This window comes from Psychrobacter sp. JB193 (assembly GCF_002285555.1).
In the GTDB taxonomy this organism is placed as follows: Bacteria; Pseudomonadota; Gammaproteobacteria; order Pseudomonadales; family Moraxellaceae; genus Psychrobacter; species Psychrobacter alimentarius.
This window is the reverse complement of sequence record NZ_NRGY01000001.1, coordinates 344,523-360,723: the sequence shown is the minus strand read 5'-3', so window position 1 is coordinate 360,723 and position 16,201 is coordinate 344,523. Positions and strand designations below refer to the sequence as shown.

General features: G+C 42.7%; 14 protein-coding genes. 2 read left to right on the top strand and 12 right to left on the bottom strand.

Going from position 1 to position 16,201, the window contains the following annotated elements:
• Window positions 1-427: 427 nt before the first annotated feature.
• Window positions 428-1,261, bottom strand: a complete 834-nt coding sequence (locus CIK80_RS01455; protein WP_095568579.1) for a Nif3-like dinuclear metal center hexameric protein — start codon at window positions 1,259-1,261, stop codon at window positions 428-430.
• A 357-nt stretch (window positions 1,262-1,618) separates the two neighbouring features.
• Between CIK80_RS01455 and CIK80_RS01450 the strand changes: the two genes are divergently transcribed.
• Window positions 1,619-2,938, top strand: a complete 1,320-nt coding sequence (locus tag CIK80_RS01450; protein WP_095568578.1) for a trypsin-like peptidase domain-containing protein — start codon at window positions 1,619-1,621, stop codon at window positions 2,936-2,938.
• Between the two features lie 112 nt (window positions 2,939-3,050).
• On the opposite strand, the gene yfaE is transcribed toward CIK80_RS01450, so the two are convergent.
• From yfaE to CIK80_RS01400, 10 genes are all read right to left on the bottom strand, one after another.
• On the bottom strand, window positions 3,051-3,317 hold the full coding sequence (gene yfaE / locus CIK80_RS01445) for a class I ribonucleotide reductase maintenance protein YfaE (RefSeq protein WP_062844351.1): 267 nt from the start codon (window positions 3,315-3,317) through the stop codon (window positions 3,051-3,053).
• Between the two features lie 160 nt (window positions 3,318-3,477).
• The gene (gene nrdB / locus CIK80_RS01440; protein ID WP_062844352.1) at window positions 3,478-4,611 is read right to left on the bottom strand and encodes a class Ia ribonucleoside-diphosphate reductase subunit beta; all 1,134 of its coding nucleotides are present in this window, start codon (window positions 4,609-4,611) and stop codon (window positions 3,478-3,480) included.
• Between the two features lie 86 nt (window positions 4,612-4,697).
• A complete protein-coding gene (locus CIK80_RS01435; protein ID WP_095568577.1) occupies window positions 4,698-5,054 on the bottom strand; it encodes a hypothetical protein in 357 nt (118 codons plus the stop codon).
• A 38-nt stretch (window positions 5,055-5,092) separates the two neighbouring features.
• The gene (locus CIK80_RS01430) at window positions 5,093-5,380 is read right to left on the bottom strand and encodes a type II toxin-antitoxin system mRNA interferase toxin, RelE/StbE family (RefSeq protein WP_095568576.1); all 288 of its coding nucleotides are present in this window, start codon (window positions 5,378-5,380) and stop codon (window positions 5,093-5,095) included.
• Complete coding sequence (locus CIK80_RS01425) at window positions 5,370-5,621, bottom strand: type II toxin-antitoxin system prevent-host-death family antitoxin (RefSeq protein WP_095568575.1); 252 nt, start codon at window positions 5,619-5,621, stop codon at window positions 5,370-5,372. Before CIK80_RS01425 ends, CIK80_RS01430 begins: the two co-directional genes overlap by 11 nt.
• Window positions 5,622-5,828: 207 nt before the next feature.
• Window positions 5,829-6,716 (bottom strand): hypothetical protein, encoded by an 888-nt coding sequence (locus tag CIK80_RS01420; protein WP_095568574.1) that lies wholly within the window; start codon window positions 6,714-6,716, stop codon window positions 5,829-5,831.
• Between the two features lie 87 nt (window positions 6,717-6,803).
• Entirely contained in the window at window positions 6,804-7,031 is a 228-nt protein-coding gene (locus CIK80_RS01415) for a hypothetical protein (protein ID WP_095568573.1), read from the bottom strand.
• A gap of 349 nt (window positions 7,032-7,380) precedes the next feature.
• Entirely contained in the window at window positions 7,381-9,657 is a 2,277-nt protein-coding gene (nrdA, locus tag CIK80_RS01410) for a class 1a ribonucleoside-diphosphate reductase subunit alpha (RefSeq protein WP_062844355.1), read from the bottom strand.
• Between the two features lie 505 nt (window positions 9,658-10,162).
• Complete coding sequence (locus CIK80_RS01405) at window positions 10,163-10,540, bottom strand: DUF493 domain-containing protein (protein ID WP_095568572.1); 378 nt, start codon at window positions 10,538-10,540, stop codon at window positions 10,163-10,165.
• A gap of 231 nt (window positions 10,541-10,771) precedes the next feature.
• Window positions 10,772-11,698 carry a bestrophin family ion channel gene (locus CIK80_RS01400; RefSeq protein ID WP_095568571.1) on the bottom strand — a complete coding sequence of 309 codons (927 nt, stop codon included), beginning with the start codon at window positions 11,696-11,698 and terminating at the stop codon, window positions 10,772-10,774.
• 556 nt (window positions 11,699-12,254) lie between these two features.
• Between CIK80_RS01400 and CIK80_RS01395 the strand changes: the two genes are divergently transcribed.
• Window positions 12,255-13,751 (top strand): SulP family inorganic anion transporter, encoded by a 1,497-nt coding sequence (locus tag CIK80_RS01395; RefSeq protein WP_095569495.1) that lies wholly within the window; start codon window positions 12,255-12,257, stop codon window positions 13,749-13,751.
• Window positions 13,752-13,821: 70 nt separating this feature from the next.
• On the opposite strand, the gene rpoD is transcribed toward CIK80_RS01395, so the two are convergent.
• Window positions 13,822-15,744: an RNA polymerase sigma factor RpoD gene (rpoD, locus tag CIK80_RS01390; protein ID WP_062844357.1), complete on the bottom strand. Its 1,923-nt coding sequence runs from the start codon at window positions 15,742-15,744 to the stop codon at window positions 13,822-13,824.
• Window positions 15,745-16,201: the final 457 nt, after the last annotated feature.

The window sequence follows — 16,201 nt, the reverse complement described above, 5'->3', positions numbered from 1 at the left end:
AATGTTAATCAAGGTATGCAACACCCTTATTAAGACGCCAAAATGAAGGCAAATATCACTGCTAAAAATATATGAGACAGTGAAAGGCCAATGGACAACTACTCTAAAATCTTACAAAGCAATAAGATATTAGAGAGTTATCCCCATTAAAGCGCCATAACCGGAAGCTATAATAAATGGGAAGTCTCATGACAAGACGTTCTTTCTTCAGTGAGTAATATGTAGATACTGATAAGATTATTCAAGAGGAGTTAAGAAATAAGCGATAAAACTTAACAATAGAACTATAGACGGTAAAAAATAGGGTTATTATTCATGGGTTTATAAAAATGAATGTCATAAAAATAGGTGTGATAAGACAAAAAATAAATATTTTTGTCTTATTTTTTCAAACGTCTTTGCCAAATGCTATTCGATAATGATGTTTTTAAGCAGGGTTTTCAATATCAATAAAAGTGACAGGCAGCGCAAAATGATCAGCAAGCACATGACCTAATGCTTCGATACCACCGCGTTCTGTCGCATGATGACCACAGGCAAAATAATCTATGCCAAGCTCACGAGCAATGTGAGTAGTGCGCTCCGATATTTCTCCAGAGATAAAGGCGTCACAGCCCATGATCGCTGCCTGCTCAATCATATCTTGCGCGCCGCCCGTACAGATACCAATGCGTTCAATCATTCGCTCATTCTCCGTACGGGTGTCGGTCTCATTAGAGGCATGATAGTTGGCTGAGATGTGTAATGGCGTACGTCCCAATACTTGAGTGATGTGAGCAATAAGACTGCCTGCACTTTGTGGCTGGCAAGTAGTGATATTGCCAACAGGATGCGACTCATGAGGGTATAGCGCACCAGTGACGGTCAAATTCAGTAGTTCAGCAAGTTTGGCATTGTTGCCAATGATCGGATGCGCATCAAGAGGCAGGTGATAACCGATCATAGAGATGCCGTGTTGCATCAGTTTGCGGATACGTCGTCCTTTTATTCCCGTAATAGGAGCGGGTTCACCTTTCCAAAAATAACCATGATGCACCATAATAACATCTGCATTTTCTGCGATAGCCGCATCGATCAGCGCTTCACAGGCGGTAACTCCAGTGACAATACGCTGCACAGGTCGTCCACCATCAACTTGTAGGCCGTTTGGGGCATAGTCTTTAAACGCGCCAGCCGATAGGTAGTCATCGCAAAACTGCGTTAAGTCTTGTACGCTAATACCAGTAGGAATGGTAGGTGTTGAGACAGAGTTGGTGATCATTTTTATTTTCCTTATAATTGTGGCGTGCTTAGAGTCAATATGAATGAGCTACAAGATGAAAGCGCTGCAAATAGCTTATCACTGAATAGACTGTCACTGTACATGGCAGGCGTCTCAAAGCCTGCATTTTAACATGACACTGCAAAAGAGTAGACAAGGGCAATAACTGAAATGGTACACGATACGTTACAATTCGGCAGTGTTGACAGTTATAATTTAGGCACGTGAGCCTGTACCCAACATCACCTATGATGACCTCTCTGCACTAATTGCCACTAGGTAGGTTATGTGAAGTCAGCACGTTTCTCTTACTTCATTCACTTTCGTTCGTTTGTATCAAATTTATAGAGGTTTTATATGTCGTCATCTCGGAACACCAACAACAAGGCGCCTTTGCTAAAATGGTTACCTTGGGTTTTATTACTGATAGTGATTGCCGCATTTGTCTGGTTGTTTATGAGTATGAAGTCGCCGTCTAAGGATACATGGGAGCCGCCAAGAACCACGCCAGCTGAGCAACAAGCTTCAGCGCCTACCAGTGATACACCAGCGCCCATTGCTTCGTATCATAACGCGGTCGCTCGAGCGTCGCAGTCGGTTGTCAATATCTACACCACCCAAACGATGACAGAGCACCCTTACATGGATGATCCAGTATTGCGCCGGTTCTTTGAATATCATGGTGGCCCATCGCAAGAGCAGGGCAATACCAATTTAGGCTCTGGCGTAATTGTGTCAGAAGATGGCTATATCGTGACCAATGCCCATGTCATCGAAAAGGCAGATGAGATTACGGTTGCCTTTAACGATGGTCGTAAGAGCCGTGCCAAAGTCATTGGGACAGATCCAGACAGTGACTTGGCCGTGATTAAAGTAGACATGACTGGGCTGACGCCGCTTGGATTCCGTGAAGAACCCATTCGAGTGGGCGATGTGGCACTAGCCATTGGTAACCCGTTTGGTGTCGGTCAGACCGTGACACAAGGTATTATCTCAGCCACAGGTCGTACAGGCCTTGGCGTCAATAAGTTTGAAGACTTTGTACAAACAGATGCAGCAATCAATCCGGGTAACTCGGGCGGCGCACTGGTGGATGCGTATGGTGAGCTACTAGGGATTAATACTGTGATTTTCTCACGCTCTGGCGGCTCGATGGGTATCGGTTTTGCCATTCCTACTTCGATCGTTGAGCAAGTGATGAATGCTCTGATTAAAGATGGTCGAGTAAGCCGTGGTTGGTTAGGTATCGAGATACAATCACAGCTGCGTGATCCGACACAGCTTGAAACCTCAACAGGGGTAGAAGTCTTAAATGTCATCGAAGGTGGTCCTGCTGCCAAGAGTGGACTACGTGTTGGCGATATCATCTTGACTATTGACGGCGTTGAGATGACGGATGCCAACACACTGATTCAGTACGTTGCGCGCAAATCGCCTAATACCAAATTGAATGCACAAATCCTGCGTCAAGGTAAAAACGCACAAGTAGAGATATTGCTAGAAGAGCGTCCAGCGCAAGAGACGGTCGAACAACCTGTTGTCATGATGCAAGATGAAGACGGTCAATCAGGTCTACAAGGTGAGCAGCAAGAAGTACCTATGATGTCAGAGGCCGAGCGTGACCGTATGCGTGAAGAGCTATTAAAATTGTTCGAGCGAGATGGTGCGCCTTTATAACAGGTACATTTAGCAAGGTTTTAAACAAAGAAACCAGAGCAGTCTATAAGAAAAAGCGCGCTATCTATTGAGATAGCGCGCTTTTTTGATGATTTTTTTAATGTATAAGCAGTTATTTTACGACAACCTCATGATTGATATAAATCACTCCTTGCACACGGCAACAGCAAGGCAGGATTTCATCGTCCTCAATCATGGCAAGCGGATGAAAGGGATAATCAATCGTATGGGAGCTGGCAATACGTTTGATGCGACAACTACCACAATAGCCTTCACGGCATTGATAATTCACTTCATGCCCTGTCCGTAGCAATCCATCGAGCAGGCTTTCATCATCATGTAAGTAAAACTGTTTTTTACTGGTCATTACCCAAGTCATAGTCTTGATCCTATTTCACTGGTTGTCTGATGTTCCAGAATTTTTGAGTACTATATAAATGCGCAATTGGTATAAACTTTTCTTACTAGCGGTTCGCAAATGTAATAGATGCTTACCGCTTAAATTCATTAACGCTTAGATGCATTAAAGCTTAAAATTATTAAAGTTCAAAGTCATCAAAATCGCTGTCTGATAGATCAGAGTCAATCTGACCAACCAAGTACGAGCTGATTTCTGTCTCTTGCGGCGCAACTTGCACGTTGTCAGAAGACAGCCACGTATTGATCCACGGAATCGGGTTTGATTTTGAGTTCGGGAACGCCGCTGGCAAGCCGACCGCTTCCATACGTAAGTTGGTGATGTACTCGATATACTGGCACAGAATGTCTTTGTTTAGACCAATCATTGAGCCGTCTTTGAACAAATAGCCTGCCCATTCTTTTTCCTGCTCAGCAGCTTTGCGGAAGATCTCAATACTTTCTTCATAGCACTCGGCGGCAATCTCGACCATCTCAGGATCGTCACGACCGTTGCGCATAAGGTTCAGCATATGCTGTGTACCGGTCAAATGCAGCGCTTCATCACGAGCAATAAGCTTAATAATCTTAGCATTGCCCTCCATCAATTTACGCTCAGCGAAAGCAAACGAGCAGGCAAATGACACATAAAAACGAATGGCTTCTAGGACGTTGACTGCCATGATACACAGATACATCTGTTTTTTCAGCGCGCGTAAATCGACTGTGATTTCTTTGCCATTGATGTTATGCGTGCCAGCACCGTACAAGCTATATAGCTGCGAGTTGCGGTATAGCTCATCATAATACTGAGCAATATCAGAGGCACGGCCTAAGATGTGTTCGTTTTGCATGATGTCGTCAAAGATAATGTTTGGGTCATTGACGATATTACGAATGATATGAGTATAGCTGCGTGAGTGAATGGTCTCAGAAAACGACCATGTCTCAATCCATGTCTCAAGCTCAGGGATAGACACCAGTGGCAAGAGCACCACGTTTGGACTACGACCTTGGATAGAGTCGAGTAGGGTCTGGTACTTGAGGTTGCTCAAAAATATGTGCTGCTCGTGGGATGATAGGTTGCTAAAATCCATACGGTCGCGTGACACATCAACTTCTTCTGGACGCCAAAAAAATGACAACTGCTTTTCAATCAATTGCTCAAAGATTGGATGCTTTTGTTGGTCATAGCGTGCCACATTGACGGGCTGACCAAAGAACATCGGCTCTTTTAGGGCATTGTTTGGCGTTTGAGAAAAAATCGAGTAAGTCATGGGACTGCCTTTATAAGTGATACGGTTATTAATGTGAAGGTTAAAAATGCTGCTGTAAAAATACTGGGTCGAATGTATCGACGATATTATAGATTTTCTAAGGATATCTGTGAGGATTCTTGTCCATCATTAATATAAGCTTTGAATATCTCGCTTAGTTCACTATCATCTAATGCTTCTAATTCATCAAGTGCGCTCTTACGTAGGGTATTCACGTCAGCATTTTCCGCTGCTTTTTGTACTTCTTTTTTGGTCTGCTTTTTTACTTGTTTTTTAGGTACTCTTGGCGCGTCTGCTTTTGGCGTTTCGCTCGCATCTAACTGCTGACGCACCGCTGCAATATCAACCTCGACTTGTACGATATGCGAGCCACCATCGTTTAGGTCTGAAAATACGTTTGGGATAAACAAACCACCGTCTTTGATGATTGCGGTATATTGCACATGACCTCCGTCGTTTTAGTTCTGTCTGTATATTTTAATTATGGCTGACGCGTCGCCAGACTGTCATATACTTTGTTATTTTCTCTTTTACCGACTGCCAATACATAAACCACCACCACGTCATCTTTGACGGTATATACCAGACGATATCCTATAGTGCGTAATTTAATTTTATAAGTATCTATATGTCCAGAGAGTTTTGACGCAGGCACATGAGGGTTTGAGAGTCGCTGCTGTAATTTTTTCTTAAACTGCTGCTGGATACTTGGCGCTATCTTTTTCCACTCTTTTAGTGCTAATGGGTGAAACTCAAGACTATAAGTCATCTAACGTGACCTTGATAGGTGTTTGCCTATCATTCATCCGTGCGTTCACCGTTTGGCTGAGTGCCATATCGTCCATCGCTTCCATCATACGCTCAAAGACGTGTGTTGATACCAAATAAGCCACGGGTTTGTTGTGGTTTAAAATAGCAATCGACTCACCATCTGACTGTTTGATCAAGGCAGAGGGATTGTTTTTTAGCTCTGAGATACTGGCTGTTTGTGTCGCAAATATTGGTTGCATTACGCATTCTCCGTTAAAATTAGGCTCTAAATATAGAGCTAATTTTAGCACGAAAATTCGGTCTAATTTGTTAATATCTTTACGCGTAATTTATAGGGTGAGCCTCGCACACTTTTAAACATGGTTTCCATATCATCCGTGCGCTGGGCGCACCCTACAACTATTTAAAATAGTTGGGCATCGAAGGATTCGCTTGACCTAGGCTTATTAGCTTTCAAAACAACAACTTAAAAATCTTTTTAACTTTCTATGCCTTTTACTACTTATCAAAGGCGTAAATTGTCTCATATTATCTGTACTAAATAACTTGAAGCCATCCGCAATGATACTATGAGCTTCACGAACACTATCATTTAATTTTTCATTCTCTTTGATCATTTTGCTAAGTTCTTTGAAAGTTGTCTTCTCCTCATCAAAATCATTTAAACGCTCAAGAGTTATTTTATTTTTTAAAATCATGGCCTTAATTTTGATTCTATCAGTAAGATAGTTTAGACCTTTCAAATCACCTAAGTTATCAGAAATATAGAAAGGATTTTGAACGTCTTTTCCTGTTCTAACCTCTTCAAGCTCAATCTCAGGTTGTGTAGCTCTACGCTGTATTGCAATAATGGAGCTCTTACTATGTTTCATTTGTTCTAACTTGTCGTATAGTCCATCAAGACCTTCAGACTTTATAGCTCTATAAACGCTCTCAATCTTCTTCCAATCAGCTTCTATTTCATTTAACTTTCTATAATTTTCAGCAATACTCAATTTAGCTAACTTTATATTCTCGATTTTGTTTGAGTAATCAATTTCTTTGCTAAGTTTGTTGCTCAAGGACGTAAAGTTTTCTCCAAAATACTTCTTGCCACAGTCATTTCCTAAATTAGTCAACCTACCAGATTCAGTTTCAACAATACATCCAATATTATGAGGTGTGCGACAATTTGATAAACCGCATTTACCCTTGTTTGGAAGTTCATATTTATTAATAACTTGCTTTAATTTTTCCTTCTTAGGATCTAATGAGTCAGTATATCCACTCATTTTATAAATATCATCCCAAGTATTAATTCTCAAAAAATGCTTTTTACTAACTGAAATATTCAAATTCTTATTCCTCTTAGCAACTCATACTTAATAGTGCTAAGGTGTCGAAGCACCCTAACACTAAACCATGGAGGTCAGACTAAACACCTATGCTATTTTTCTAGCACTAGCGTGTTCAATATTTAAGTTTATGTATCTGTTAAGTCCATCTCCCATTCTAGCTAGCTCTATCATTTTGTTAACATGATTAGAACCAGTTATAGAATAGTTATACAGATACATACCACCTTTCTTAAAACGCACAATTATGAAATCGTCACCGACCTCATATGCGCTTATACCAGAGTTACCACCGATATCACGATATTTTTCCATGCTCATTTCTCCTGAGCTGAAACATGTGCGACTATCAATTCACGGTTTCTTTGGACAAGGGGTAAGTTTTAAATTAGAATAGCTGCCTAAGAACGGAACGTTATTCTATTTTCTTACCACTTGTGAAAGTCGATAGTCTCAACTTCCTGATATTAAATACGCCAATATTTAATATCCCCAATGGCAAAGATGAGAAATCGTCTTTGCCATTTTTATTGCCTGGCACTTCTAGTGCCAAACAAATTTTAAAACCTTTCGACTATATATTAGTGGTAGATGACGAGTTTAACCCAAAAGTCAAACCGGCTATCCATCAGAAACACTCTTTAAAGGGCCTCTCTTACAAACCTTAAATCTTACATGCACCGCCAGCACAATCATCTTCCATATCCGCTTGCGCATCGTTCGCACCATCACGCGTGTTATGGTAGTACAACGTCTTCACACCCATTTTATAAGCGTTTAGTAAATCTTTTAGCAATATCTTCATCGGTACACGGCCACCAGCATAACGAACAGGATCGTAGTTGGTATTGGCAGAGATACTTTGATCGACGAATTTTTGCATGATAGCGACCAGCTTTAGGTAACCGTCATTGTTTGGCATTTGCCATAGTAACTCGTACTGATCTTTTAACTTGTCAATCTCAGGCACGACTTGCTTTAAGATGCCGTCTTTTGACGCTTTGATAGAGACCAGACCACGTGGTGGCTCGATACCGTTGGTCGCATTGGCGATCTGACTTGAGGTCTCAGATGGCATCAAGGCGGTTAGGGTAGAGTTGCGTAGACCGTGCTCAGTGATCTCTCCACGTAGCGTTTCCCAATCGAGATGTAGCGGCTCTTGGCAGATTTTATCCAAGTCGGCTTTATACGTATCAATCGGCAAGATGCCTTGTGAGTACGTGGTCTCATTGAACGCAGGGCACGCGCCTTGCTCTTTTGCCAATTTGTTTGACGCTTTTAAGAGATAGAATTGCAATGCTTCAAACGTCTGATGCGTCAGACCAAGCGCGCTATCATCTGAATAGCGCACGCCATTCTTAGCCAAGTAATACGCGTAGTTAATCACGCCCACACCGAGTGTACGGCGACGCATACTGCCGTTTTGAGCCGCTTTGACGGGATAGTCTTGGTAGTCGAGCAGGGCATCAAGCGCACGCACGATTAGCTCGGCTGGCTCTTCGATATCGCTGACGTTTTCAACTTTACCCAAGTTGACCGCTGATAGCGTACAAAGCGCGATTTCGCCTTCTTCGTCATTGATGTTATCAAGTGGTTTGGTCGGTAGTGCGATTTCCATACATAGGTTTGACTGGCGAATCGGTGCAACCGTCGCGTCAAATGGGCTGTGCGTGTTGCAATGATCGACGTTTTGGATGTAGATACGACCTGTGCTGGCGCGCTCTTGCATCATTAGACTAAACAAGTCTGCCGCTGGGATTTGACGGCTACGCACGTTAGGATCGTTTTCGTACTTGGTGTATAACTCTTCGAATTTGTCTTGATCTTCAAAGAACGCATCGTAAAGGCCTGGGGTATCGCCTGGTGAGAATAGCGAGATGTCTTGACCTTTGATGAGGCGCGTGTACATCGTTTTGTTTAACTGTACGCCGTAGTCCATATGACGGACACGGTTGTCTTCAACACCGCGGTTGTTTTTGAGTACCAGTAATGACTCAACTTCTAAATGCCATAGTGGGTAGAACAACGTCGCAGCACCGCCACGTACGCCACCTTGTGAGCAGCATTTAACGGCCGTTTGGAACAATTTATAAAAAGGAATACAGCCAGTATGCTGCGCTTCACCGCCACGTATAGGGCTACCAAGGGCACGGATACGACCTGCGTTGATGCCGATACCAGCACGCTGTGACACGTAGCGTACGATGGCACTGGTAGTGGCGTTGATTGAGTCTAAGCTATCACCACATTCGATTAAGACGCACGAGCTAAACTGACGCGATGGCGTACGCACACCTGACATGATTGGCGTTGGTAGTGAGATTTTAAATTCTGACGTCGCATCATAGAAGCGTTTGACGTAGTGTAGGCGGTCTGATTTGTCATAACCAGCAAACAAACACATGCCGACGAGCATGTACAAGAACTGCGGGCTTTCAAAAACCGTCTTGGTGACGCGATCTTGTACAAGATATTTCCCTGCCATTTGCTCAACAGCAGCATAAGCAAGGTTCATATCGCGCCAATGGTCAAGATACTCTTCTAACTCATCAAATTCAGCGCGGCTGTAGTCCGCTAAGATGTGCTGATCGTACTTGCCTGCGTCCGTTAAGGTTTTGACATGATCATAAAGATGCGGCGGCGTAAATCTGTTGTAGGCAATTTTACGCAGATGAAAAATGGCCAAACGCGCGGCTAGATACTGATAGTCAGGGGTGGTTTCAGAGATAAGATCGGCGGCTGACTTGATGATGGTTTCGTGAATATCACGAGTCTTAATACCTTCATAAAACTGGATGTGCGACTTTAGCTCAACTTGCGATACTGACACATTTTCTAAACCATCAGCGGCCCACGCGATAACCTTATGAATTTTGTCTAAATTAATAGGTTCTAAACGTCCATCACGTTTGGTTACTTGGATTTTATCAATATGTGTCATGTTGGCCTCTTAAGTTGATTACTTATAGTGATGCTGCACGGCTGGTACTTGGCAGACATTCTTTATAACGCTAGCGCGGCAGGTTTTTTTAGGCAAAAAGCTGCCGCTACTCATGATGATGATTAAAATCATTGAGTACTACATGTAGCGTGTTTGTTAGTAGGTAGGCACAATATAGCGGGAAAGTTTTGAAAATACTATATTGATTTTACGATAAAACTATGTTGCTGACAGTCCGTATTTTGGCAAAGGACGATGGGACAAGGGTTAAGCGAGAATAAGAAAAATAATAAATTTTTTGTAAAAATGGAATGACCGTTTGCTTTTGATTCCTTCACAAATTATCAGGCCATAAAGAGCAGGCTAGTAATAAAAATGAGGGCGCAGATTGTACATCAAACCATAAAAAATCGCCACCCGTATGTTATTAATAGCGAGTGACGATTTGGACGAAAAAGATAGTGGTTTTAACCAACTATCATCCCGTTAAATAACGACGGTCTTATTAAACAACCATGCGTACCGTTTTGGCGTTATCAAGTGACGCATACAGCGCATTGACCTGATTGGCATTGGTTAAATATAGATTGACCCGCGCTGAGTGAAAACGACCCGTTCTAGAGGGCTTGACTTCGATAGAGGCTAAATCAAAATCTGGGAACTGACTGCCCAAGATAAGCTTCACTTCATTAAGCAAGCTTTCGTGCTCGCCTTCATGACCAATGATACTTAAAGGATAGTTCATCGGAAAATCCCAAAGCTCAGGATTTTGAATGTCCGTTTTTTTGCCTTTTAAGATGCCTTCATTGGGCGTGAGGTCAGTCACATTCACCGCTCTTTTGTTTGCTGGGTTTTGGCTATTGTCTCTTTGATCATCACTCATGATGTATGCCTCGCTTTTCTAAGAATTTGGCTATATAAATATTGGCCTTAACAAAGCCAAGACAGGCTCAGGCTTTTAATGAACTCAATTTCTGGACAGTTGCCTTTATTAAGGGGAGTTTCTTTATGCGCTATTTATGGTGGTATCTGCACGATTTTTCAAGTACCGTGATATCTAACCATGATCAGTCAGATGCTGTCATAAGCAACGACGAGCGTTGCCATTATACCGTTATGACAGATAATCATTGATAGGTGCAATAGCAGGTGGCAAGTCTGGTTCTCCCAAGGCTTCTAATAGATTGATCTCAATAGTACGTGACAGAGCGGTAAGCGGTAGTTGGTTGGCAGCCATGCCAAATGGCTCTTCAAGCTCCTCGCTCAACGCATCTAGACCAAAAAACGTATAGGCAATCACCGCACAGATGAGAGGCGTTGCCCAGCCTAGAGAGGCAACCAAGCCAAAGGGCAGCATAATACAATACAAGTAGGTCGTACGATGCACCAATAACATATAAGCAAAGGGCAGTGGCGTATTATGAATACGCTCACAGGCAGCCAAGACAATCGTCATCGATGTCAGACGTTCGTCCATGTTTTGTATCACTTGCTCTGACGTAAGCCCTTGACGTCGAATATCCCCAAGCGCTTTCCCCATTAAACGCATCAGATAATCAGGTAAGTTTTGCGCTTGACGCATGCTGGCATGATGCGTTGGGTCAACAAACCGCTCGATATCTTGCCACGGCTCAGTATCACGAAGGCGATGGCGCACAGCGTGAGTAAACGCAATGGTTAGATAAATCATGTTTTTCTGCAAATTTTGTCCAGCTTTGTCTTCTTCGTCTATAAAAGACAAGACTTGACGAGTGAGGCTGCGACATTCGTACACCAGCTGACCCCAGAGACTGCGAGCTTCCCACCAACGCTGATAGCTTGCATTATTACGAAACCCTAAAAACAATGATAAAGCGACACCGAGTAAGGTAAAGGTCGCTGTCCCATAGTAGGGGAATGAGTTCGGAATCCAGTGCTGCACAATCGTAATCAAGGTACTTAGCAGAGCGATTAACAGAATTTGTGGATAGATTTTTGGAATGATTGAACCGCGAAGGGTAAAAAATATTTTAAAACGGTGAGGTTTTTGCCGAACAATCATGTCAGTTTCCTAGCGATAAGGGTATAAATGCGCTACGTAGTGTACACGAAGATTTTAATATAGAAATAAAATGTGTAAAGCCCACCAACCATAAGTTCATCAAAGTCTATCGCTCACAAACAAAATAGGATTTTATAAATCGAACGCATCTATGTTAGAATGCCCGCAAATATTATTTCATACACTCAAAAAAGCTACCTACCACAAAGATGAATACGCCACCCTAGTTGACCCTCTCCTCAGTAAACATTGCTCTAAGCAGCAATGACTCTTATAAAGCGTCTGACGCTTTTTCTTATGCATACGCATGGCTTTTATGTTTGTTTCATTATTCGATGTTTCTATTGCATCATTAAGATCAAATGAATCATCAAGCTCAAACCACGAAAAGTAAGTTATGACAACAACTGACTAACGATGACAGTTCACATTTTTATACTTATTACTTGATGGGCATCATGCTCAGATAAAAATGTGTCAGACTGTTTGGCTCAGATACTTTCAAAATATTTCGTGTATTGGCAAACTAAAGCTGCGCTCAAAAACTGAGCTCAAAATGTTAAATACAATTAAAGAACACTGGCTAGGCAACGTGAGAGGCGATGTCTTGGCTGGCATGGTAGTGGCTTTGGCCCTTATTCCTGAAGCAATTGCTTTTTCTATTATTGCTGGTGTAGATCCCCAAGTAGGTCTCTACGCTTCATTCTGTATCGCTGTGGTGATTTCATTCGTTGGTGGACGTCCAGCCATGATTTCTGCGGCAACGGGTGCCATGGCGCTGTTAATGGTCACATTGGTCAAAGAGCACGGTTTGCAATATTTGCTAGCAGCCAGTGTATTGACAGGCGTCATACAGATTATCTTTGGCTTTTTAAAGCTCGGTAATTTGATGAAATATGTTTCTCAATCTGTTGTCCTTGGTTTTATCAATGCGCTGGCTATTTTGATATTTATGTTGCAGATTCCTGAGTTGATGCCGCAAGCAGGCTCAAATTTGGTACACGTCTATGGTCTGGTAGCATTAGGTCTAGTGATTATTTATGGCTATCCCTACATTCCCAAAATTAGCAAAGTGATTCCATCGCCGCTCATCAGTATTGTACTGGTGACCGCAATCGCTATTTTGTTTGGAGCAGAGGCGCGTACCATCAATGATATGGGACAGCTTCCTGATACTTTGCCTTTATTTTTGATACCAGATATTCCGCTAAACCTAAATACCTTATTAGTCATTTTTCCATATTCTATTAGTTTGGCGATCGTCGGTTTGCTTGAGTCTATGATGACCATGACCATCGTTGATGATTTGACCGATACCAAAGGGGATCGTACCCAAGAGTGTAAAGGTCAAGGTATCGCAAATATCGTTAGCGGGTTTTTTGGTGGCATGGCAGGCTGTGCAATGATTGGGCAGTCTATTATTAATGTAAAATCTGGCGGCTATACACGGCTGTCTACCTTGGTTGCAGGTGTGTTTTTATTACTCATGGTCGTGTTTTTGAGTGACTGGCTAAAGCTGATTCCAATGGCAGCATTGGTTGCTGTGATGATCATGGTGTCAATTGGTACGTTTAATTGGGGCTCTTTTAAAGAGCTGAAAACCAAGCCGCTACAAAGTAATCTTGTGATGATTACGACAGTTGCTGTGGTAGTCGCCACTCATAACTTAGCGTATGGAGTACTCATTGGGGTATTACTATCAGCGTTGTTTTTCGCCAACAAAATCGAGCGTTATATGAGTGTGCATACCTATATGGATGCTGCAGGTACTCGTCATTATCACGTTGACGGTCAAGTATTCTTCTCATCAGCAGAGCGTATGACGAAATCCTTCGATATCAAAGAGTCTGTATCCAAAGTCATTATTGACGTGTCACGAGCACACTTTTGGGATGTGACGGCAGTTGCTGCGATTGATAAAGTCATTATCAAATTTCGCCGTGAAGGCACTGAGGTGGAGCTCATCGGTTTGAATGAGGCGAGCCAAACAATGATAGAGCGTTTTGGTATTCATGATAAACCCGATGCTGAAAAAAACTTAGGGGCTCATTAATAGCCTGGATTAACACACACAAAAAAGCCGAGATAAACTCGGCTTTTTTTATACTTAGCTGACTAGAGGCTTAGTCGTTTTCAAGAAAAGAGCGCAAGTGCTCAGAACGTGATGGATGACGCAGTTTACGCAATGCTTTTGCCTCAATCTGACGAATACGCTCACGCGTTACGTCAAACTGTTTACCCACTTCTTCAAGCGTGTGGTCGGTTGGCATATCGATACCAAAACGCATTTTAAGCACACGTGCTTCACGCTCAGTCAGATTGCCTAGTACATCACGAGTGGCTTCACGCAGACCAGCAGAGGTTGCATCATCGACAGGGCTTGAAATCGTGCCATCTTCAATGAAGTCACCTAAGTGTGAGTCTTCATCATCACCAATTGGCGTCTCCATTGAGATAGGCTCTTTGGCAATTTTCAACACTTTACGGACTTTGACTTCGTCCATCTCTAAGCGTTCGCCTAATTCCTCAGGCGTCGGCTCACGTCCCATTTCTTGTAGCAACTGACGTGACACGCGGTTAATCTTGTTAATAGTCTCAATCATATGTACAGGGATACGAATGGTACGGGCTTGGTCAGCGATAGAACGCGTGATTGCCTGACGAATCCACCACGTAGCATACGTTGAGAATTTATAACCACGACGATATTCAAACTTATCCACCGCTTTCATCAGACCAATGTTACCTTCTTGAATCAAATCCAAGAACTGTAGGCCACGGTTGGTATACTTTTTGGCGATAGAGATTACCAGACGCAGGTTGGCCTCAACCATCTCTTTTTTGGCACGGCGAGCTTTTGCTTCACCGACAGCCATACGACGCGCCACGTCTTTCATGTCGTGGATTTTCATGTCGAGCTGCTGCTCATAATCACGGATACGACGTTGTAATAAAATAACGTCATCAGTGACTTTTTCTAGTGTGCCAGCAAATGCAGGTTTGCCCTTGATGCGCTCAATAAGCCAATCGACGTTGGTTTCGTTACTTGGGAAAGTCTTACGGAACTCTTCACGCGGCATACGACCACGGCGAATAACCAAACGCATGATTTGGCGCTCAAGCTTACGCACGTCATCATAAACATCATGCATGATGGCCATGACTTGATCTGACAAGCGGTTGTTCAGCTTTAACATCATAAAACGTTCAGCGAGTAGGGCATAAGCGTCATCTGCTTGTACACTACCACGACCGTAGTCTAATAAGGCTTGTTTGGCTTTGATGAATAAATGCTCGATTTCTTCTAGACGTAAGCGGACTTCTTCTGGATCAAGACCACTGGTTTCTTCTTCGGCTTCTTCTTCAACGTCGTCTTCATCTTCGTCATCATCATCTAATGCTAATGCCTTGGCATTGGCTTTTGCTTTGATGATTGGTGGGTTTTCTTTTTCTTCTTTGATTCGTTCTCGCTCTTCTTTTGCTGCTTCTTTGGCTTCTTGGGCAGCAATCTTGTCTTCTTCGGTTTCAGGATCTAAAAAACCAGTAATGACGTCAGAAAGCTTTTTCTCACCATCTTGCACTTTTTGATATTCGTCAAGGACGAACTGCACAGTACCTGGCCAATAAGCCATAGCATGCTGTACATCACGAATACCTTCTTCGATACGCTTAGCAATGGAGATCTCACCTTCACGGGTAAGTAGATCAACAGTACCCATTTCACGCATATACATACGCACAGGATCAGTGGTACGACCGGGCTCAGTCTCAACAGACGCCAATACGGCTGCTGCTTCATCCGCTGCCATATCATCATCACTTGAATCATCGTTCATCAAGATGTCATCGGCATCGGGTGCTGATTCAAAGATTTTAATACCAACGTCAGTTAGCATTTGCACAATATCTTCGATCTGATCGCTTTCGGTAATAGAGTCGGGCAGTTGGTCATTCACCTCAGCATAGGTGAGATACCCCTGCTCTTTACCCATCTGGATTAAGGTGGCCAGTTGAGATGTGGACTTAGAAACTGACTTATCGTTCATAAATACTCGCTTACTTGCATCGGACATTTTTATATTGTGACTCGCTATCGCTTGTTGGGTGCGTTGATCTTATCAATCGATTGATCAAAATGGGGCGTAGAGGTTGTCAATAATATCAAAAATGAGTTGATATGAATAAAGGCTCAAAACACTACAATAACACTGCTGAAAAACAGCTAAACATTCAAAAAGGCTTCAAACACTGAGGCCTAAAAAACAGATACCTAAAAAATGTGTGCTTAACGAGGCGTGCGTATCATCACTCACTAAGCAATGCTACAAATACACAGCGACACAGTTTAACACAGACCAGCGCGGTCAAGCACGAGGTAGTGATATCTACCCACTATTTTTTACTGATTATTTGCCATCAGCGAAACGATTAATAGGCTTCACATGCTACTGGGCATAATCATTAATAGTGGGGGCAGCCACGATACTTTTAAAGGGCAACCGT

Bases quoted from the DNA above. Each gene is read 5' to 3' on its own strand.
- CIK80_RS01455 (WP_095568579.1), bottom strand. From the start codon at position 1,261: ATGATCACCAACTCTGTCTCAACACCTACCATTCCTACTGGTATTAGC.
- CIK80_RS01450 (WP_095568578.1), top strand. From the start codon at position 1,619: ATGTCGTCATCTCGGAACACCAACAACAAGGCGCCTTTGCTAAAATGG.
- yfaE (WP_062844351.1), bottom strand. From the start codon at position 3,317: ATGACTTGGGTAATGACCAGTAAAAAACAGTTTTACTTACATGATGAT.
- nrdB (WP_062844352.1), bottom strand. From the start codon at position 4,611: ATGACTTACTCGATTTTTTCTCAAACGCCAAACAATGCCCTAAAAGAG.
- CIK80_RS01430 (WP_095568576.1), bottom strand. From the start codon at position 5,380: ATGACTTATAGTCTTGAGTTTCACCCATTAGCACTAAAAGAGTGGAAA.
- CIK80_RS01425 (WP_095568575.1), bottom strand. From the start codon at position 5,621: ATGCAACCAATATTTGCGACACAAACAGCCAGTATCTCAGAGCTAAAA.
- CIK80_RS01415 (WP_095568573.1), bottom strand. From the start codon at position 7,031: ATGGAAAAATATCGTGATATCGGTGGTAACTCTGGTATAAGCGCATAT.
- nrdA (WP_062844355.1), bottom strand. From the start codon at position 9,657: ATGACACATATTGATAAAATCCAAGTAACCAAACGTGATGGACGTTTA.
- CIK80_RS01405 (WP_095568572.1), bottom strand. From the start codon at position 10,540: ATGAGTGATGATCAAAGAGACAATAGCCAAAACCCAGCAAACAAAAGA.
- CIK80_RS01400 (WP_095568571.1), bottom strand. From the start codon at position 11,698: ATGATTGTTCGGCAAAAACCTCACCGTTTTAAAATATTTTTTACCCTT.
- CIK80_RS01395 (WP_095569495.1), top strand. From the start codon at position 12,255: ATGTTAAATACAATTAAAGAACACTGGCTAGGCAACGTGAGAGGCGAT.
- rpoD (WP_062844357.1), bottom strand. From the start codon at position 15,744: ATGAACGATAAGTCAGTTTCTAAGTCCACATCTCAACTGGCCACCTTA.